Source organism: Burkholderia sp. MSMB2157WGS (assembly GCF_001532755.1).
In the GTDB taxonomy this organism is placed as follows: domain Bacteria; phylum Pseudomonadota; class Gammaproteobacteria; order Burkholderiales; family Burkholderiaceae; genus Burkholderia.
In genome coordinates this window covers 49397-69164 of record NZ_LPJG01000017.1, presented here as the reverse complement: position 1 = coordinate 69164, position 19768 = coordinate 49397, and the positions used below count along the sequence as shown (strand labels likewise).

17 protein-coding genes are annotated in these 19768 nt (G+C 67.3%); 8 read left to right on the top strand and 9 right to left on the bottom strand.

The features are described from left to right. Positions 1-47 precede the first annotated feature (47 nt). Positions 48-1406, bottom strand: coding sequence for an MFS transporter (locus WT53_RS11325; protein ID WP_060259786.1), 1359 nt, complete (start codon positions 1404-1406; stop codon positions 48-50). Positions 1407-1831: 425 nt separating this feature from the next. After that, entirely contained in the window at positions 1832-3583 is a 1752-nt protein-coding gene (locus WT53_RS11320; protein ID WP_034205852.1) for an IlvD/Edd family dehydratase, read from the bottom strand. Between the two features lie 114 nt (positions 3584-3697). Between WT53_RS11320 and WT53_RS11315 the strand changes: the two genes are divergently transcribed. Next, positions 3698-4648, top strand: a complete 951-nt coding sequence (locus tag WT53_RS11315) for a LysR family transcriptional regulator (RefSeq protein ID WP_034205851.1) — start codon at positions 3698-3700, stop codon at positions 4646-4648. Between the two features lie 18 nt (positions 4649-4666). On the opposite strand, the gene WT53_RS11310 is transcribed toward WT53_RS11315, so the two are convergent. Next, positions 4667-5143, bottom strand: a complete 477-nt coding sequence (locus WT53_RS11310; RefSeq protein WP_060259784.1) for an OsmC family protein — start codon at positions 5141-5143, stop codon at positions 4667-4669. Between the two features lie 130 nt (positions 5144-5273). Between WT53_RS11310 and WT53_RS11305 the strand changes: the two genes are divergently transcribed. Next, positions 5274-5915: a GntR family transcriptional regulator gene (locus tag WT53_RS11305; protein WP_034205849.1), complete on the top strand. Its 642-nt coding sequence runs from the start codon at positions 5274-5276 to the stop codon at positions 5913-5915. Between the two features lie 54 nt (positions 5916-5969). Here WT53_RS11305 and WT53_RS11300 read toward each other — a convergent pair whose 3' ends face one another. From WT53_RS11300 to WT53_RS11280, 5 genes are all read right to left on the bottom strand, one after another. Continuing rightward, the gene (locus tag WT53_RS11300; RefSeq protein WP_034205848.1) at positions 5970-6368 is read right to left on the bottom strand and encodes a BON domain-containing protein; all 399 of its coding nucleotides are present in this window, start codon (positions 6366-6368) and stop codon (positions 5970-5972) included. Positions 6369-6427: 59 nt separating this feature from the next. Then, positions 6428-7489 carry a porin gene (locus WT53_RS11295; RefSeq protein ID WP_034205847.1) on the bottom strand — a complete coding sequence of 354 codons (1062 nt, stop codon included), beginning with the start codon at positions 7487-7489 and terminating at the stop codon, positions 6428-6430. 201 nt (positions 7490-7690) lie between these two features. Further along, the gene (locus tag WT53_RS11290) at positions 7691-9103 is read right to left on the bottom strand and encodes a glycoside hydrolase family 1 protein (protein WP_034205846.1); all 1413 of its coding nucleotides are present in this window, start codon (positions 9101-9103) and stop codon (positions 7691-7693) included. Positions 9104-9490: 387 nt separating this feature from the next. After that, on the bottom strand, positions 9491-10198 hold the full coding sequence (locus WT53_RS11285) for a TetR/AcrR family transcriptional regulator (RefSeq protein WP_060259781.1): 708 nt from the start codon (positions 10196-10198) through the stop codon (positions 9491-9493). Between the two features lie 269 nt (positions 10199-10467). Then, positions 10468-11523, bottom strand: a complete 1056-nt coding sequence (locus WT53_RS11280) for a LacI family DNA-binding transcriptional regulator (RefSeq protein ID WP_060259778.1) — start codon at positions 11521-11523, stop codon at positions 10468-10470. 189 nt (positions 11524-11712) lie between these two features. Between WT53_RS11280 and WT53_RS11275 the strand changes: the two genes are divergently transcribed. From WT53_RS11275 to WT53_RS11255, 5 genes are all read left to right on the top strand, one after another. Continuing rightward, complete coding sequence (locus WT53_RS11275) at positions 11713-12870, top strand: ABC transporter ATP-binding protein (RefSeq protein ID WP_034205843.1); 1158 nt, start codon at positions 11713-11715, stop codon at positions 12868-12870. Positions 12871-12878: 8 nt separating this feature from the next. After that, entirely contained in the window at positions 12879-14873 is a 1995-nt protein-coding gene (locus WT53_RS11270) for a beta-galactosidase (protein ID WP_034205842.1), read from the top strand. Between the two features lie 66 nt (positions 14874-14939). After that, positions 14940-16199 (top strand): ABC transporter substrate-binding protein, encoded by a 1260-nt coding sequence (locus WT53_RS11265; RefSeq protein ID WP_034205841.1) that lies wholly within the window; start codon positions 14940-14942, stop codon positions 16197-16199. Between the two features lie 54 nt (positions 16200-16253). After that, on the top strand, positions 16254-17198 hold the full coding sequence (locus WT53_RS11260) for a carbohydrate ABC transporter permease (RefSeq protein ID WP_034205840.1): 945 nt from the start codon (positions 16254-16256) through the stop codon (positions 17196-17198). A gap of 21 nt (positions 17199-17219) precedes the next feature. Continuing rightward, positions 17220-18071 carry a carbohydrate ABC transporter permease gene (locus WT53_RS11255; protein WP_034205839.1) on the top strand — a complete coding sequence of 284 codons (852 nt, stop codon included), beginning with the start codon at positions 17220-17222 and terminating at the stop codon, positions 18069-18071. Positions 18072-18288: 217 nt separating this feature from the next. Here WT53_RS11255 and WT53_RS11250 read toward each other — a convergent pair whose 3' ends face one another. Then, the gene (locus WT53_RS11250; RefSeq protein WP_179949010.1) at positions 18289-18687 is read right to left on the bottom strand and encodes a nuclear transport factor 2 family protein; all 399 of its coding nucleotides are present in this window, start codon (positions 18685-18687) and stop codon (positions 18289-18291) included. 82 nt (positions 18688-18769) lie between these two features. On the opposite strand from WT53_RS11250, the gene WT53_RS11245 reads away from it, so the two are divergent. Further along, positions 18770-19711, top strand: coding sequence for a LysR substrate-binding domain-containing protein (locus tag WT53_RS11245; RefSeq protein ID WP_034205837.1), 942 nt, complete (start codon positions 18770-18772; stop codon positions 19709-19711). Positions 19712-19768 lie beyond the last annotated feature (57 nt).

Below are 19768 nucleotides of genomic sequence, written 5' to 3'. Positions count from 1 at the left end.
GTTGGTCCTGCATCAGTCGAATGGCGTTCAGCCGGAAAACAAGGCGTTCACGATTCGCGGGCGAACGCGCCCGCGGCCGGTTCGGGCGTGCGCAGCGCGGCGCGGACCACGAACGTCATCAGCACCGCGAACAGCAGCGTCGCCGCGAGGAAGTACAGGCCGGCCGCGAGGCTGCCGGTCGATGCCTTGATCAGTCCGATCCCGTACGGCCCCAGGTAACCGCCGAGATTCGCGAGCGAATTGATCGCGGCGATGCCGACCGCGGCGCTCGTGCCGGTCAGAAATTCGCCGGGCAGCGCCCATACAACGGCCTGGATCGAATAGAGCGAAAACGCGGTCAGGCAGATGAACAGGAATTGCAGCGCGGGCTGCCGTACCCACGCGCTCGCGGCCATCGTCACGGCAGCGGCGGCCGACACGACGACGATATGCCAGTAGCGCTCGCGCTTGCGGTCCGAATGGCGCGGCACGACGAGCAGGCCGACCACCGCGAACAGGTACGGCACGGCGGACAGCAGGCCGGTCGTCGCATCGCCGGTGCCGAACGCGTGAATGATCGTCGGCAGCCACAGCGACAATCCATAGATGCACAGCGGGAACGGCAGGAACAGCGCGGCGAGCAGCAGCACGCGGCGGTCGCGCAACGCGGCGAGCGGATTGCCGTGCGAATCGGGGCGATAGATGTCGCGGTCGGCGGCGAGTTGCCGCGCGATCCAGCGGCGTTGGCCGTCGTTCAGCCAGCGCGCATGCGCGGGCGACTCGGGCAACAGCCGCAGCGTCGGCCACGCGAGCAGCACGGCCGGCAAGCCACTGACGACGAACAGCGTCTGCCAGTCCGACAGGCCGAGCCACCCGTGCGTCGACAGCAGCCAGCCGGCGAGCGGCCCGGTCACGATGCCGGCGAGCGGTTGCGCGAGCACGAGCAGGCCGATCACCCGCGCGCGATCGCGCATCGGGAACCATTGCGTGAGGAAGTACAGGATGCCGGGATAGAGGCCGGCTTCGGCCGCGCCGAGCAGGAAGCGCAGCACGTAGAAACTGGTCGGCCCCTGCACGAGCGCCATCGCCATCGTGATCACGCCCCACGTCGCGAGGATGCGCGCGAACCACACGCGTGCGCCGAAGCGGCCGAGTGCGAGGTTGCTCGGCACCTCGCACAGGAAGTAGCCGATGAAGAACAGTCCCGCGCCGAGCCCGTACGCGGCGTCGCCGAGGCCGATCGCCGCGTTCATGTGGAGCTTCGCGAAGCCGACGACGGTACGGTCGACGTAGGCGACCACGTAGATCAGCGCGAGGAACGGCACCAGCTTGCGCGTGAGCAGGCGGGTCAGGTGCCGTTCGTCGACGGCTGCCGTCGAATCGGACTGTTCCGCCGCGTCCTGCGCGCTCGTGTACTGCGTCGTCATCTTGTCTCCTGTCGGCCCACGTTAGCGCTTCAGCGCTTACGTGGGCCCCATGCTTCGCGGTCGACGTACGTTAGCGCTTCAGCGCTTACGTACGTCCCATGCATCGCTGTCGATCCACGTTGGCACTTCAGCGCTTACGTGGATCCCATGCTTCGCGGTCGACGCACGTTAGTGCTTTCGCGCTTACGTGCGTCCCATTCTTCGCGGCCGGTATGCATTTGCGCTCGGGTGCTTGCGCATACCGCATGCTTCGCGGCTGATCCCCGTTGGCGCTTCTGCACTCATACCCCATGCTTCACGGTCGGCCGTCGTTGGTGCGTGAACGCTTACGCAGCGCTTCCTTCGCGCTCGGCCGCATCCGGCGCGTCACCGTGTTTCCCTCGTGCCCCGCCTCGGTCCGTTCCCGGAATGCGTGTTCCCGCCGCTCAATGCGAATGGCTCGGCACGTCCGCGCCGCGCGTGCCGACCAGGAAGTCGAGGTCGCACCCCTCGTCGGCCTGCAGCACGTGATCGATGTACAGCCGTGCATAACCGCCCTTGCCGAGCTGGCCTGCCACACCCGGCGCCGCGGTCGGATCGACGTCCGACAGGCGGCGCTGCAGCTCTTCGTCCGTAATGTCGAGATGCAGCGTGCCGGCCTCGCAGTCGAGCTCGATCCAGTCGCCGTTGCGCACGGCCGCGAGCGGCCCGCCGGCCGCGGCTTCCGGCGCGACGTGCAGCACGACCGTGCCGTACGCGGTGCCGCTCATCCGCGCGTCGGAAATCCGCACCATGTCCTTCACGCCCTGGCGCAGCAACTTCGGCGGCAGCCCCATGTTGCCGACCTCGGCCATGCCCGGATAACCGCGCGGCCCGCAGTTCTTCAGCACCATCACCGAGCTGGCGTCGACGTCGAGCGCTTCGTCGTTGATCGTCGCCTTGTAGTGGTCGAGGTTCTCGAACACCACCGCGCGGCCGCGATGCTTGAGCAGTTCGGGGCTCGCCGCCGACGGTTTCAGCACCGCGCCGCGCGGCGCGAGATTGCCGCGCAGGATGCAGATCCCGCCGTCCGCGATCAGCGGCCGGTCGAGCGGGCGGATCACCTCTTCGTCGTAGTTCGGCGCCTCGCGCACGTTGTCCCACAGCGACTTGCCGTTGACCGTCAGCGCATCCGGATGCGGCAGCAGCCCGCCTTCGCCGAGCCGGCGCAGCACGGCCGGCAGCCCGCCCGCGTAATAGAACTCCTCCATCAGGAAGCGCCCCGACGGCATCAGGTCGACGATCGTCGGTGTGTCGCGGCCGATGCGCATCCAGTCTTCCAGTTCGAGCGGCACGCCGATGCGGCCGGCGATCGCCTTCAGGTGAATCACCGCATTCGTCGAGCCGCCGATCGCCGCGTTCGCGCGGATCGCGTTCTCGAACGCCGCGCGCGTCAGGATCTTCGACAGCACGAGCCCTTCGAGCGCCATCTCGACGATCCGGATGCCCGACATGTGCGCGAGCACGTAGCGGCGCGAATCGACGGCCGGAATCGCCGCGTTGTGCGGCAGCGCGACGCCGAGCGCCTCGGCCATGCACGCCATCGTCGACGCGGTGCCCATCGTGTTGCAGGTGCCGGCCGAGCGCGACATGCCGGCTTCGGCCGACAGGAAGTGATGCACGTCGATCTCGCCGGCCTTCAGCGCTTCGTGCAACTGCCACACGGCCGTGCCCGAACCGATGTTCTTGCCTTCGAGCTTGCCGTTCAGCATCGGGCCGCCCGACACGACGATCGCCGGCACGTCGCAACTGGCCGCACCCATCAGCAGCGCGGGCGTCGTCTTGTCGCAGCCGGCGAGCAGCACGACCGCGTCGATCGGGTTGCCGCGGATCGCTTCCTCGACGTCCATCGACGCGAGGTTGCGCGTGAGCATCGCCGACGGCCGCAGGTTCGATTCGCCGTTCGAGAACACCGGGAACTCGACCGGGAAGCCGCCCGCCTCGGAGATCCCGCGCTTCACGTGCTCGGCGAGCTTACGAAAATGCGCGTTGCACGGCGTCAGTTCCGACCATGTGTTGCAGATGCCGATGATCGGCCGGCCGTCGAATTCGTGATCGGGAATGCCCTGGTTCTTCATCCAGCTCCGGTACATGAAGCCGTTCTTGTCGTTCGTGCCGAACCATTGAGCGGAGCGCAGCCTGGGTTTTGTTGCCGACATCGTCAGTCCTGTGGTGACGGGATACCGGCGCAGTCTAGGCAGAATTTTGATAACTGGCTAATGACGATTTAGGCGATTACGATATCCATTTCGATATCGATATAAACCCGTACGATGCCCGAAGCCAGCCCGTGGGGAAACCGCGCCCGCCTGAAGACGCGCCAGTTGCTGCTGCTCGTCGCGCTCGCCGACGAAGGCAGCATTCACCGCGCGGCGGCGGCGCTGAACATGACGCAGCCGGCTGCGTCGAAGCTGCTGCGCGAACTCGAGGAATCGATCGGCGCGGTACTGTTCGAGCGCCTGCCGCGCGGGATGCGGCCGACGCTGTACGGCGACGCGCTGATCCGCCACGCGCGCGCGGCGCTCGGCAGCCTCGACCAGGCGCACGAGGAGCTGGCCGCGCTGAAGGCCGGCCATCTCGGCCACGTGGCGGTCGGTGCGATCACGTCGCCGGGCCTGCGCCTCGTGCCGCCGGCCGTCGCCGCCGTGAAAGGCACGCATGCCGGCCTGCACGTGTCGGTCGAGATCGACACCAGCAACGTGCTGCTCGAACACCTCGCGCAGGAAAAGATCGACATCGTGCTCGGCCGGCTGTCGGCCGAACACGACAAGCTGCGCCTGCGCTACGTGCCGCTGACGGGCGAGTCGGTGGCGGCCGTGGTGCGTCCCGGCCATCCGCTGCTCGCGCACGCGCCGCTGTCGCTCGCGGACGTGCAGCGCGCCGCCTGGGTCGTGCCGCCGGCCGGCAGCGTGCTGCGCCACCGCTTCGATCTCGTGTTCCAGCGCGCGAGCCTCGCGCCGCCGGCGAACGTCGTCGAAACGGCCGCGCTGCTGTTCATCACGCAATTGATCGAGCAGAGCGACATGATCGCGGTGCTCGCCGAGGACGTCGCGCGCTACTACGCGCGGCACGGCATCGTCACGGTGCTGCCGCTCGAGATGGACTGCCGGATGGACGATTTCGGGATCATCACGCGCACCGACCGGCTGCATTCGCCGGCGGTGACGGTGATGGTCGATGCGATCCGGGCGGCGGCGCGGGAGGTGTACGACGTCGCGCTGTGACGCGGGCGCCGCGGTTTCTTATTCCGCTGCACACGCGATCACCGGTTCGCAGCGAATCGGAAAGTTCACCGAATTCGCGATATAGCACTTCGCATGCGCGTCGTGATGCAGATGCGTCGCCCGTTCGCGATCGTCGCCCGCCCGGATCGTCACCTGCGGACGCAGCACGATTTCGGTGAAGCGCCCCGCTTCGGCGCCGTCGAGCATCGTGCCTTCCGCGTGGTCGACATAGGCCAGCACGCGGATGCCGGCCTCGGAACACAGGTGCAGATACCAGAGCTTGTGGCATGCCGACGCCGACGCGAGCAACAGGTCTTCGGGGTTCCAGCGCGCCGCGTCGCCACGGAACGCCGGATCCGACGAACCGGGGATATCCGGCTTGGAACCGGCCCGGATCACGTGATCGCGGCCGTACTCGCGATACCCCGACGTGCCGGTGCCCCGATTGCCCGTCCACTCCACCGCGACGCGATACGTGTGTTCGCTCGATGCCATCTCGCTCTCCATTGAAGTCGGTGTCTCGACCGGCCCGGACGCCGTTGCGCGAGGCCCGCCGGTGGTCGCTATTGTGGCACCGGATCGTCGTTTGGTATACCATTATTCCAAATCAACGAAACACGCAGGCATGGAAACCAAACTCGACTCCACGGCGGACGCGGTTGCCGCGTCGCTGCGCGACATGATCGTCAACGGCGAGCTGGCGGCCGGCGAGCGGCTCGTCGAGCGCGATCTGGCCGAACGGTTCGGCATCAGTCGGATTCCGATGCGCGAGGCGATCCAGCGGCTGGAACGCGAAGGCCTGCTCGACATCTTCAGGAATCGCGGCGCCGTCGTGCGGATGCTGAGCGCGTCGGACGTGCAGGAAATCTACGACTTGCGCGTGCTGCTCGAAGGCGATGCGATCTACCGCAGCGTGAAGCGGCTCGACGACGAAACGCTCGCCCGTGCCGAACTCGTGCATCGCCTGCTCGGCGACGCAACCGTGCCGCGCCGGCAAGGCGAGCTGAACCGCGAATTCCACGCGTTGCTGTATTCGTGCTGCGGCAACGTGCGGCAGTTGAAGTCGATCGCCGAGCTGCGCAGCCAGGTCGAGCGATACGAACGCCTGCAGGCCACGCTGCTGGCGGATACGCCATCGTTTCAGGTCGAGCACGACGAGATCCTGCAAGCATGCCGCGAACGCAATGCACGCAGCGCCCGCGCGATGACCGTCGCGCATCTCGAGTCGGCCCGACGCATCGTGTTGCGGCTCGTCGAAGGCGAGTAGGGCCGGCGCGCGAAGGGCGTGCTTCACGCGCACCGGCCGGCATGCCGGACGACGCTACTCCATGCGCATCCCGATACGAAGCTGATTGCGGAGCACCGTCACACCGGCAACCTGCTGCGCCGCATTGACCGCCAGCGGAATCTGCATGTTGTCCGGGACGGTGCCCGACAGCGTCACCGTGCCGTCGGACGCGCGAATCAGGATACGGCTCGAATCGAGCCCGCGCGTGCGCGCGAGCACCGCGGCCACGCGCTTGACGAGTTGCCGGTTCGCCTTGCGCCGCGCGCGCGCAGCATCGCGGCTCGAGCCGGCAGTACCGGAAACGCCGGCATCGCTCGTCACGGCGGCCGCCGGCACGGCGGGCGATGCTGGCGGCTGTGCAAATGCCGGCATCGCGGTCGCGACGAGCAACGCGACGAGCGCCGCAACTGATCTGGAGTTCGAATTGATCATCTGTGAATTCCGCAAAATGAGGGAGAGCGAACGACACACCGGCCGCTGGAGCCGTGGCATCAGAACTGCGTGATCATGCCGACCGACACGCCGGTCACCGTGCGTCCGTCCGGTCGCAGCGACAACCCGCCGATGTTGGTCGGATCCTTCTTGTAGGCGCCCGAGAAGCCGTTTCGATCGAACTCCGCATACAGGCTCGTCCGCTTCGACAGGAAGTACTGCAGCATCGCGTACGACGTGAGCTTGCGCCCGTCCGCACCGGCGACGTTCTTCAGGTTCTGCCCGAAGTCGTAATAGGTCGCCCCGGAAAATTGCAGGAACGGCGTGACCTGATAGACGATCCCGATCGCCGGCACCCGGTCGCGCCGTTGCGGCGCACCGGCGTTCGCGGCGCTGACCGCGAGATCGCTGTAGCTCAGGTATGCGCGGGCCGGGCCGATCTGCCAGCTCGCGCCGCCCATGACCGTGCGCGCCCACTGCGATGCCTGGGCATCCCACGTCGTCTGGTACGCGACGCCGAGCGACAGCGTCTGAAACCGGTAGCTCGCGCCGACCGCGACGTTCGAACCCGCGCGCTGGTTGCCGGCGGTTCCTCCAGGCGAGTAGCTGCCGCGCACGGTCGCGCCGCCAAACGTACCGACGTACTTGATCGTGTTGTTGAAGCGCGAATCGAGCGTGAAGAAGTTGCCGGCCCACACGGCGCCCGGATTCGTCGCGAACGTCACCCCTTGCGCGTAATTCGGGTCGAACGCGATACCGATGTCCTCGGCCGCGTTCAACTGTCGCCCGAGCGTGACGCGGCCGAACGTGCCGCTCAGACCGACATAGGACACCTGTGAAAACAGGAGTCCCGGCGATTTCGCCGACGCCCCGGTGCCCGTCAGGAATCCGCTCTGCAACAAGAAGATCGCCTGCAGGCCGCCGCCGAGATCCTCGGCACCCTTGAGACCGAAAATGTTGCCCGATATCGCGTTGTTGTCGAAACCGACCTGGCTTCCGCCTTTCACGCCGTCGGTCCAGCGCACGCCGCCGCCGACATAGCCGAACAATGTCACACTCGATTGCGCGACGGCGTCTGCTGCAACGCATGCCAACGCCGCAACCATGATGATTCGTTTCATTCGTCTCCATCCATATATTTCGTTTTACTTATTATCAAGACATCGCCGAGGTATGTTCCTGGTCGATGCAACAGCTTCGCCCGGCTCACGGGATCGCCTCGCGGCGGTCCGCGCGGGCCGAACGTCATGCGCGCCGGCGGCGTCCGCGCGGCCAACGGCTCCCGCAAGATGCTTCGTTGCAGCGCAACGGGCCGTGCCGCGTCACGCCACCGCGTTCTGCGCGATGCAGCGCGCGTAGTACGCGAGGCTGCGTTTGGGCGTACGAACCTGCGTGTCGAGATCGACATGCACGAGGCCGAACTTCTTCGTGAACCCCTTCCCCCATTCCCAGTTGTCGGTGGCGGCCCAGTAGAACAGGCCCTTCAGCCGCACGCCCTGGCGATACGCGTCGTGCGCCGCGCGCAGATAGCGCGCCAGGTAATCGCTGCGCGGGCCGTCGTCGACCGCGCCGTCGCGCGGCGGCGGATCGTTCAGTGCGAACCCGGTTTCGGTGATGTAGATGTCCGGCGCGCCGTAGTCGCGATGTACCCGAACGAGCATCTCGGTCATGCCGTCCGGTTCGACCCAGAAAGCCGCCGTGCGCGGCAGGTCGGCCGGCGGCTCGCTCTGTTCGACGCCGAACGGTGCAGCCGGGTTGGCGCGAACGTAAATGCGCGAGTAGTAGTTCATGCCGAGGAAATCGGGCTTCGCCGCGACGACGTTCATGTCGTCGGGCCTGACGAATGCGGACAACGACCGCTCGAGCGCGTCGGGATAACCTTTCCCGTACAACGGATCGAGAAACGCACGATTCCAGAGCATGTCGACGAGCTGCGCCGCCTTGCGATCTTCATCGCGGCTCCCTGCGGCACGCACCGGCTGTAGGTTGATCGTCGTGCCGATCCGCGCGTCGCGCAGGTTCGCGCGCAGCGCCTGGAAGGCGAGGCCCTGGGCCAGATTCTGGTGATGAACCGCGGCGAACGCGGCTTCCGGCGAACGCAAACCCGGCGCATGCACACCCAGGCCGTAGCCGCTAAACGCCACGCTGTTGGGCTCGTTCAGCACGATCCAGCGGCGCACGCGGTCGCCGAGCCGGCGCGTCACGCGATCCGCGTAGTCGGCAAGCCGGAACGCTATGTCGCGGCTGCGGAAATCGCCGGCCCAGACCGGCGTATCCCAGTGAAACAGCGTGGGCACGGGCTCGATGCCCCGCGCCAGCATCGCGTCGATCATCCGTTCGTAAGTCGAGAGGCCCGCATCGCTCGCCGCGCCGGGCCCTTGCGGCTGCACGCGCGGCCATGCGATCGAGAACCGCAACGCGCGAATCCCGACGGCGGCCATCCATTCGAGGTCGGCCGGGTAGCGCCGCTCGAATTCCGTGCAGCGCGCGTTCGTCGAGCCGTCGGCGACATTCCCGGCACGATCCGCGAACACGTCCCAATTGCTTCGTCCGCGCCCGTCGCGGCTTTCGGTTTGCGCGGCGGATGCCGCAACGCCCCAGACGAAATCGTCGGCGAAGCGCGCGTCGTTGTCGCGGGCAAACGCCGGCATGCAGGCCAAGCCGGCCGCCGCCGCACCGGCCTGCAGGATGGCACGGCGCCCCGGGGATTGCGGGAGGGAAGTGTCGATCGTCATTCATGTCTCCGAATGGGGCGCCCGAATCGCGTCGGGTGAACCCCGGTTTAAAAAAGCAGTTCATCCTGCTTGTAAATGACGTGCGTTCCGCGATGGAAATCGGGCGGTGCCGGCGGCATCGCCGCTGCGAACCTAGCGTATCGACAGCATGCCGCCCGGCTCACGCCGAGGCGGTGTGCCATCGGCACGGCCGCCGCCTTCGGTACGAATGCTTCGCAACATACAAGTAGCGCATATTGCTTGTCAACGAAGCGAACCGAACGATGTCTCGAAATACGAATGCCGGCCCCTGCGCCGCTTCCGCAATCCGGGCAGCCGCCGGCCAGCGTCGGGCGAATGCGTCACGCGATGCGGTCGGAGTTCGCGCGAGCCCGCCCGATACGCGCGTCAGCGCGACACGCGGCGCTTGGCGGCCTTCGCCGCGGCCGGCACCGCCTGCGCCATGTCGTCCGCCAGTTGCCGAAGTACCATTTCGCACCAGAACCGGAACGCGGCTCGGGCGGTGGCGAGTTCGGCACCGCCGACGACATCGACGGTCAGGCCGCGAATCGTTGCCCCGGCGAGCAATTGAAACTGATTGATCTTGTGCGCGATCGCCGCGTCGAGGCCGGCGGTGACTTCATCCATCATCGTACGAAACCGCGCTTCGAACGGTGCGAGGATGCGTGCCGCCACTTCGTCGAGTTCCTCGTCGGCGCGACGTGCGAGCTGGATCTCCATGCTCGCGGCGAACAAAGGCGAGCCGATCAGCGCACCGGCGGCGTCGAGCAAGCCATCGATGCGCTCGAGGGGGGTCTCGGCGCCGCGCAACGCGTGCTCGAGTTTCGTCAGGCGCTCGCCGGTGAGTCGCTCAAGCACCGCCGCCATCAGCTCCGCCTTGGTCGGGAACTGATGCTGCATCGCGCCCATGCTGACGTCGGCTTCGCGCCGGATCGCAAGCGTCGTCGCGCCCGAATAGCCTTCCTTGTGAAGCAGCGATATCGCGGCGGCAATTACGCATTCACGAGTCGCCTGGCTGCGCTCCGCCTGCGTCGGCCGGCGTGTGCGCGCGGGGCCGGAAGTCGTTGCCGCGCCTGTCTTGACGGTTTTCTTCATTCACGTGTTGGGTCGGGTGCCGGAACGGGCGTGAGTCGGCCGCCGGGCGCGGCCGGCGTTCGACGATGGCGATCGATGACCGTCGCCGCGCTCGATGCGTCGCTGCGCAACACGCGCGGGGCGCACCGCGAACGACGGCGCATCGGAGCGCGGCGCATCCGTCGACGGAATCGATCGCGATCGGCGGCGGTCTACGGAGACAAATTCTATCAACGAACCTCGCACCGGCACATGACTGGCGCATGGCCAATATTCGGCCGGCTCGCGCTTCAGGTCCGCGGCGACCGCGCGGCACGGTGCGGTGCGCGGCCGCCGGCCGGCCCGGTCGTGCCGCGCACTACCAGCGTCGGCAGCGACGCGACCCGCACGCGCGACGCGTCGTCGCCCTGCCCGCCCGCCTCGCGCAACGTATTGAGCAATTCGACCGCGATGCCGGCCGCTTCGGCGGTCGGAATCGCGACGGTCGTCAGCGTGGGCCGCGTGTCGCGGGCGAGATGGATGTCGGTGATGCCGACGATCGACAGATCCTCCGGCACGCGCAGGCCGCGATCGGCCGCCGCGTGCAGCGCGCCGATCGCCGGCAGGTCGTTGGTCGCGACCAGCGCGGTCAACCGCGGGTGCGCATCGAGCAGCAGGCCCGCCGCGCGCAGGCCGCCTTCGATCGAATCGTGCTCGGCCGCGACGATCGACGCGTCGAGCCCCGCGTCGCGCATCACGTCGACGAAGCCGTCATAGCGCGCCGCCTGCACGCCGCTCGCCGCGCCGCCGACGATCACGCCGATTTTCTCGTGACCGAGTTCGAGCAGATGCCGCGTCGCGATCCGTCCCGCCTCGCGGAAATCGATCGCCACGCACGGCAGCCCTTCGGGCGGCGCTTCGGGCCGCTCCCACAGACACAGCACGACCGGCACGCCGCGCCGCGCGACGTCGAGCAGATCCGGCAGATGCAGGTTCGCGTTGGTCACGAGAATGCCTTCGGAGATCGTGCCGGCGATCTGGTCGAGATACGCACGCCCCTGCAACGGATCTTCGTTCGTATTGCAGACGATCAGGAACTGCCCGTTGCGGCGCACCGCACGCTCGACCGCCAGCGCGAATTCCGGATAGAACGGGTTCGCGATGCTCGACACCATCAGCGCGACCGTCGGCGCACGCCCTTCCGCCAGCGCCCGCGCGGCAAGGTGCGGCCGATACCCGAGCGCGTCGACCGCTTCGAGCACCCGCGCCCGCGTCGCGTCGCCGACCCGGCCGCGGTCGCGCAGCACGTTCGACACCGTCGCGGCCGTCACGCCGGCGCGGCGCGCCACTTCATCCAGAGTTGCCATCGTTTGCCCACTATATGAGACGTCGATCCAATATTTGCTTCGCTCACCGAAGCGGCGCACTATCGCCGCACACCTTGCCGCCCGACCGACGGGCGCGACTCGGCCGCGATCACGTCGCCTCTTTTTTTGATCGCGATGATTAAGCGCTTAATCATGCAGTAAGGCGCATTAAAACATGGAGCGGAGACAATGGCGAGCATCTCGATGCGACGCGTGCAGAAAGCCTATGGCGAGCATGCGCCGGTCATTCGCGACGTCGATCTGGAGATCGGCGCGCACGAGTTCTGCGTGTTTCTCGGGCCGTCCGGATGCGGGAAATCGACGCTGCTGCGCATGATCGCCGGGCTGGAGGATTTGAGCGCGGGCGAGCTGTCGATCGACGGCCGCCGCGTCGACGACGTGCCGGCCGCCGAGCGCGGCGTCGCGATGGTGTTCCAGAGCTACGCGCTGTTTCCGCACATGACGGTGTACGAGAACATGGCCTTCGGGCTGAAGCTCGCGCGCGTGCCGAAGGCCGAGATCGACCGGAAGGTGCGCGACGCTGCGCGGATCCTGCAGCTCGACGCGCTGCTCGAACGCAAGCCGAAGGCGCTGTCGGGCGGCCAGCGGCAGCGCGTCGCGATCGGCCGCGCGATCGTGCGCGAGCCCGGCGTGTTCCTGTTCGACGAGCCGCTGTCGAATCTCGACGCGGCGCTGCGCGGCCAGACCCGCATCGAGATCGCGCGGCTGCACCGGCAGTTCGAACGCGCGAGCGTCGTCTACGTGACGCACGACCAGACCGAGGCGATGACGCTCGCCGACAAGATCGTGCTGCTGCACGCCGGCGCGGATACCGCGCGGCACGGCAGCATCGCGCAGGTCGGCGCGCCGCTCGACCTCTACCACCACCCGGCCAGCCGCTTCGTCGCGGGTTTCATCGGCTCGCCGCGCATGAACTTCCTGCCGGCCGTCGTGACCGCGTGCGACGCGCATCGCACGACCGTCTCGCTCGTGCCGTCCGGCGAAATCTTCGTGCTGCCGCGCGACGGCTCGGCGCTCGGCGCCGGCGCCGCCGTGACGCTCGGCATCCGCCCCGAACACCTGACGCTCGGCGCCGCGCCCGATGCGACGACGCTCGCGCGCGACGTCGCGCTCGTCGAACGCCTGGGCGAGCAGACCTACGTGCACCTCGATCCGTGCGGCCAGCCCGGTGCGACGCCGCTGATCGCGAAGGTGCCGGGCGACGCGCAGGTGCGCACCGGCGAACGCGTGCCCGTGCACGCGTCGGCCGCGGCCTGCCATCTGTTCACCGAAGACGGCCGCGCGGTGCCCGCGTGCGCCGACGTCCACGTTCACCACTACGCATAAGGATCGGCATGCGCCTCGGAGTCTGCTACTACCCGGAACACTGGCCGGAATCGATGTGGGCCGACGACGCCCGTCGGATGAAAGCGCTCGGCATCGCGCAGGTACGGATCGCCGAATTCGCGTGGAGCCGCATCGAGCCGTCGCCGGGCGAATACGACTGGGGCTGGCTCGACCGTGCGGTCGACGTGCTCGGCGCGGCCGGCCTCGAGATCGTGATGTGCACGCCGACCGCCACGCCGCCGAAATGGCTGGTCGACCGCCATCCCGACATCCTCGCGATCGGCGCCGACGGCCGGCCGCGCGCATTCGGTTCGCGCCGCCACTACGATTTCTCGTCGCCGACCTATCTCGAAGCGTCGCGCCAGATCTGCACGGCGGTCGCCGAACGCTACGGCCGTCATCCGGCCGTGCGCTACTGGCAGACCGACAACGAGCTGGGTTGCCACCAGACCGTCGTCAGCTACTCGCCGGCCGCGCTCGTGCGCTTCCGTGCGTGGCTGCAGGCGCGCTACGGCACGATCGATGCGCTGAACCGTGCGTGGGGCACCGTGTTCTGGAGCATGGAGTATCGCCATTTCGACGAAGTGGACGCGCCCGTGGGCACCGTGACCGAAGCCCATCCGTCGCACCGCCTCGACTACCGGCGCTTCGCGTCCGACGAACTCGCGCGCTATCACCGGATGCAGGTCGACGTGATCCGTGCACACTCGCCGGGCCGGCCGGTCGCGCACAACTTCATGCAACTGTTCACCGAGTTCGATCACTACGAAGTCGCGCGCGACCTCGACCTCGCGACGTGGGACAGCTACCCGCTCGGCGCGCTCGAGGAGCTGTGGTTCGCGCCCGACGTGAAGGCGCGCTGGCTGCGCACCGGCCATCCCGATTTCGCGTCGTTCAATCACGACCTGTACCGCGGCATGTCGAAGCTGCCGTTCTGGGTGATGGAACAGCAGCCGGGCCCCGTGAACTGGGCGCACTGGAACCCCGCGCCGCTGCCGGGCATGGTGCGGCTCTGGAGCTGGGAAGCGTTCGCGCACGGCGCCGGCTGCGTGTCGTACTTCCGCTGGCGGCAGGCGCCGTTCGCGCAGGAGCAGATGCACGCGGGCCTGAACACCCCCGACAACCGGCTCGACGAAGGCGGCCGCGAAGCGCAGCGCGTCGCGCAGGAGATCGCCGCCGTGCTCGACGCCGGCGCGGATGCCGACGCGGACGGCCCGGTGCGCGCACCGGTCGCACTGGTCTTCGACTACGAGGCGAAGTGGCTGTTCGAAGTGCAGCCGCAGGGCGCCGATTTCCACTACCCACGTTTCGCATTCGAGTACTACTCGGCGCTGCGCTCGCTCGGCCTCGACGTCGACATCGTGTCGGCGCACGCGCCGCTCGACGGCTACCGCCTCGTCGTCGTGCCGCCGCTGCCTATCGTACCGGACGATTTCGCGTCGCGGCTCGCCGCGTCGGGGGCACATGCGGTGTTCGGGCCGCGCACCGGCTCGAAGACCGCCGACCTGCAGGTTCCGCCGGCGCTGCCGCCCGGCCCGCTCGCGTCGATCCTGCCGGTACGCGTGTGGCGCGTCGAATCGCTGCGTCCGAACGTGATCGAACGGATCGACGGCACGCTGCGCGACGGTTCGCCGTTTGCGGGCGAAGCGCGTCACTGGCGCGACCTCGTCGAATTGAACGACGGCGGCGCACACAGCGTCGTGCACGCGCGCTTCGCCGACGGCCATCCGGCGTGCATCTCGCACGGTACGCTGCACTACTGGGCCGCGCCGTTCGACGATGCGACCACCGTGCGACTGTTCGCCGATGTCGCGGCCGAAGCAGGCCTCGCGCCGACGCCGCTCGGCGACGCCATCCGCGTGAGCCGGCGCGGCGGCCTGACTTACGTGTTCAACTACGCGAACACACCGCACACGATCGACGCGGTGCCGCCGTCCGCGTTCGTGGTCGGTGCCGCGCAGGTCGAGCCGCAAGGCGTCGCCGTGTATCGAAGCCGTTCGTAGCAACCGCCCCGGCGCCGCCGCGCGCCGGTCACGCACAAACAACGACACACAGGACTGGAGACACTCATGACCCATCGCCCTCTTCGCGTCGCTGCCCGCCTGGCGAGCGCCGCCGCCATCGCGTTCGCCTCGTTCGGCGCGACGACGCCCGCCGACGCCGGCACGCTGACGATCAACATCGCGTTCAAGGGCGCGAGCCAGCGCGCCGTGTGGCAGTCGACGATCGAAGCGTTCCACAAGGCGCATCCCGACATCGACGTGAAGCCGACCTTCGTCGACGAGGAAGCGTACAAGGTGCAGCTCCCCGCGTGGCTCACGACCGTCGCGCCGGACGTCGTGAACTGGCACGCGGGCGAGCGGATGACGTACTACGCGAAGCGCGGGCTGTTCGAGGACCTGAGCGGCGACTGGACGAAGAACGGCTGGGATGCGATGTACGCGTCGACGCGCAGCGCATCGTCATACAACGGCAAGCAGTACGCGGCGCCGACCGTCTACTACTCGTGGGGGCTGTTCTACCGCAAGGACCTGTTCCGCAAGGTCGGCATCGCCGACGAACCGAAGACGTGGGACCAGTTTCTCGATGCGTGCAAGAAGCTGAAGGCCGCGGGCATCACGCCCATCGCGATCGGCGGCCGCGATGCGTGGACGCTCGCCGGCTGGTTCGACTATCTCGACCTGCGGCTGAACGGCAACGCGTTCCACCAGCAACTGATGGCCGGCGACGTGCCGTACACCGACCCGCGCGTGAAAAAGGTCTACACGACGTGGAAATCGCTGATCGACGCCGGTTACTTCATCGACAACGCGCTGTCCTACGATCTCGACGGCGCGCAGCCGTTCCTGTTCCAGGGCAAGGCCGCGATGATGCTGATGGGCACCTTCATCGCGGCGGGTTTCCCGCCGAACGTCAAGCAGGAAATGGGCTACTACCGCTTCCCGATCATCGATCCGAAGGTGCCGACCGCCGAAGACGGCCCGGTCGAATCGCTGCACATCCCGACCAAGGCGAAGAACAAGGCCGACGCGCACACGTTCCTCGCGTTCGTCGAAACGCCGGAGATCGGCGCGAAACTGGCCGAAGGGCTCGGTTCGCTGTCGGCCAACAGCAAGTCGCCGGAGCCGGCCGATCCGATCTCGCGCATCGGCTTCCGGATCCTCGCCGACACGAAGGGCGGCGTCGCGCAGTTCTACGATCGCGACATGACCAAGGAAATGGCCGACGAAGGGATGAAGGGCATGCAGCAGTTCCTCGCGAATCCCGCGCAGCTCGATACGGTGCTCGCGCAGCTCGAACAGACCCGCAAGCGGATCTACAAGAAGTGACCGCGTGACCCAACCGGCGGCCGCGCGCCGCCGTGTCCGTTCAGGAGGCTTGCCGTGTCCAGTCCGATCGCGTCCCCCCCGCCCGCCGGCACCGCGCCGCCGCCGCGCGGCCCATCCGCCGCCACGCTGCCCGCGCGCCGCCCGTCGCCCGCCGTGCGGCGGCAACGGCGCGCCGCGTGGCTCTTTCTCGCGCCGGCCTGCGCGATGGTGGCCGTCTATGTGATCTGGCCGATCCTGTCGACGCTGTGGCTGAGCCTGTACAACTGGGACGGGATGACCGAGCGCACCTTCGTCGGTCTCGCGAACTATGCGGAGCTGCTGCACGCGCCGACGTTCTACACGGCGCTGCGCAACAACGTGATCTGGCTCGTGCTGTTCATGCTCGCGCCGCCGCTCGGCCTCGCGCTCGCGCTGTACCTGAACCAGGCGGTCGGCGGCATCCGGCTCGTGAAGTCGCTGTTCTTCGCACCGTTCGTGCTGTCGGGCGTGGTCGTCGGGCTGATCTTCTCGTGGTTCTACGATCCGACCTTCGGGCTGCTCGCGCTGCTCGCCGGCCATGGCATCCCGGTGCTCGGCGACGCGCGCTATGCGACGTTCGGCATCGTGTTCGCCGCGCTGTGGCCGCAAACGGCGTACTGCATGATCCTGTACCTGACCGGCCTCACGTCGGTCAACCCGGAACAGATCGAGGCCGCGCGAATGGAAGGCGCGCGCGGCTTCGCGCTGCTGTGGCACGTCGTGCTGCCGCAACTGCGGCCGACCACCTTCATGGCGATCGTCGTCACGGTGATCGGCGCGCTGCGCAGCTTCGACCTGATCTCGGTGATGACGGGCGGCGGCCCGTTCGAAAGCTCGACCGTGCTCGCGTATTACATGTACGACCAGGCGATCAAGTACTACCGGCTCGGCTATTCCGCGTCGATCGCGGTCGTGCTGTTCGCGATCATGCTCGTCTACATCGTGTTCCAGTTGCGCCGCATGCTGCGCAACGAGCAGTGACCTTTCGGGAGTGCGCTCATCATGTTTCCGACACCCGTCGCCCACTGGAAGCCGGTATCGCGCCGGCTGTACAAGCTGTCGCTGCCCGTCGCGCTGCTCATCTGGCTGCTGCCGATGATCGCGGTGTTCGTCACGTCGGTGCGCTCGACCGAGGAGCTCGTCGAAGGTCACTACTGGGGCTGGCCGCGCCGCTTCGCGATGATCGAGAACTATCGCGACGCGCTGACCACGTCGCCGATGCTGCATTACTTCTGGAACAGCGTGCAGATCACCGTGCCGTCGGTCGTCGGCTCGATCGCGCTCGCGGCGATGGCCGGCTTCGCGCTCGCCACCTACCGGTTTCGCGGCAATACCGCGCTGTTCGGCACGTTCGTCGCCGGCAATTTCGTGCCGGTGCAGGTGCTGATGATTCCGGTGCGCGACCTGTCGCTGCGGCTCGGCGTGTTCAACACCGTCGAAGCGCTGATCCTGTTTCACGTCGCGTTCCAGACGGGCTTCTGCACGCTGTTCCTGCGCAACTTCATCAAGCAGTTGCCGTTCGAGCTGATCGAGGCGGCGCGCATCGAAGGCGCGGGCGAATGGACGGTGTTCTGGCGAATCGTGCTGCCGCTGATCCGGCCGGCGCTCGCCGCGCTCGCGATTCTCGTGTTCACGTTCGTGTGGAACGATTACTTCTGGGCGCTGTGCCTCACGCAAGGCGACGAGGCGGCGCCGATCACGGCGGGCGTCGCGGCGCTGAAGGGGCAATGGACGACGTCGTGGAATCTCGTATCGGCCGGATCGATTCTCGCCGCGCTGCCGTCGGTCGCGATGTTCTTCGCGATGCAGAAGCATTTCGTCGCCGGGCTCACGTTCGGTGCGACGAAGGGCTGAACGCGCCGCGTCTTCTCATCTCCCCCTCCGCATCGTGAGGTTGCCCGCTTCGGCGGGCTTTTTTCGTTGCGGATTTTGTTGCGGATCCGGGTAGGGTCGCCTGGCGAACCCGGCCCGCCGTCCAGGCTTCGACGTCATCGACCGATCGAACTCGTCGCTCGGCGGAGCTTCGACGCGCGTGGGCGTCAGGGCACGACTTTGCCCGACATCGATTCAACTAGGCATACTTGTCGCCGACCGTACTGCGAATCGGATGGGTGTCGTACACGATGACCATCCGTTCGATGAGCCCCGCCGTGTCGAACTCGAACACGTCGACGCATTCGAAGCGCGCCACCGAACCGTCTTTCAGGGTCCAGTCGTAGATGAAGTAACCTGTCGCACGTCGAGCCCCGCTCGTGCTGACGCAGATATCGATCGGCGTGATCCTGCTTGCTCCCGATGCGGCAGCGACCTTCGAAAAGAAGGGCCCGGGATGCATCCAGCCGAGAAATGGCGAGAAAATCTGCGCGTCCGGCGTAAACAGCGCGCAAATGGCGCTTACGTCGCCTCGCTCCAGTTCCCGAAGGTAAGCGCGAACCTGTTCCGTGTAGAGTGATTCCGACGTTGAGCCCAAAATTATCCTCCGATCATTCGTCGACGACCCCGTTCATTCGCGAGAACAGGGCATCCGGTAGACGCACGATAGCGACGCGCCGATGACCGAACAATCGAAAAATTTGCAACCCGGGTATGCGGCGCATGCATATCCGCTGGCCGATCTGACGCGGCCGCTCCCGCCGCTGGCGGCGATTCAGTCGTTCGTCGCCGCGGCGCAGCTGGGCAGCGTCAGCAAGGCCGCGGATCATCTCTGCCGCACGCAGGGCGCAGTGAGCCGCCAGATACAGCAGCTGGAAACGCATTACCGATGCGCACTGTTCGTGCGCCATGTATCGGGGCTGACGTTGACGCCGGAAGGCAATGCACTGCTGACGGTCGCGGTCGACGTGCTCGCGCAATTGGTCGGGCATGCGGATGCCCATGCACGGGCGACCTCGGTGCTCACGTTGAAGTTGCCGTCCACGTTCGCCGTTCGCTGGTTGCTCCCACGGCTGCCGGACATTCATCGCGCGATGAGCGGGACGGAGCTGCGTATTTCGACATCCGCGGACGACACGCCGGATTTCGCCACGTCCGACGTCGACGCCATCATCGTGCGGGGCACGGGACAATGGACCGGCACGGAAGCGATACCGCTGTTTCCCGAGCGGCTCACGCCAATGTGCGCGCCCGCATTGGCGACATCGCTGCGATCCGTTGCCGACCTCGCGCATGTCGATTTGCTCCATCCCGGGCCCAGCCGCGCAGAGTGGCGATGCTGGCTCGATCACGTGGGGGCACGCCAGATCGATGCGGGACGCGGGCTCGTATTCGATACCCTCGAATTGACGCTCGCGGCATCGACGGAAGGACACGGAATTGCAATCGGCGACCCGCGCATGGCGCGAGACCGACTCCGTGCCGGATCGCTCGTGACACCGTTCGAGGATGTGGCTGAAGACGGCCTTTCCTACTTCCTCGTCTATCCGCCGCAACGGGCGGCACAACCGAAAATTCGCGCCCTCGCCGATATCCTGCTACGACTGGCGCGAGAAGATTGATCGACAGGCAAGCGTCCGATACGCGGTGCGGCGCCGACCTTCGAATGGCGCCCCCAA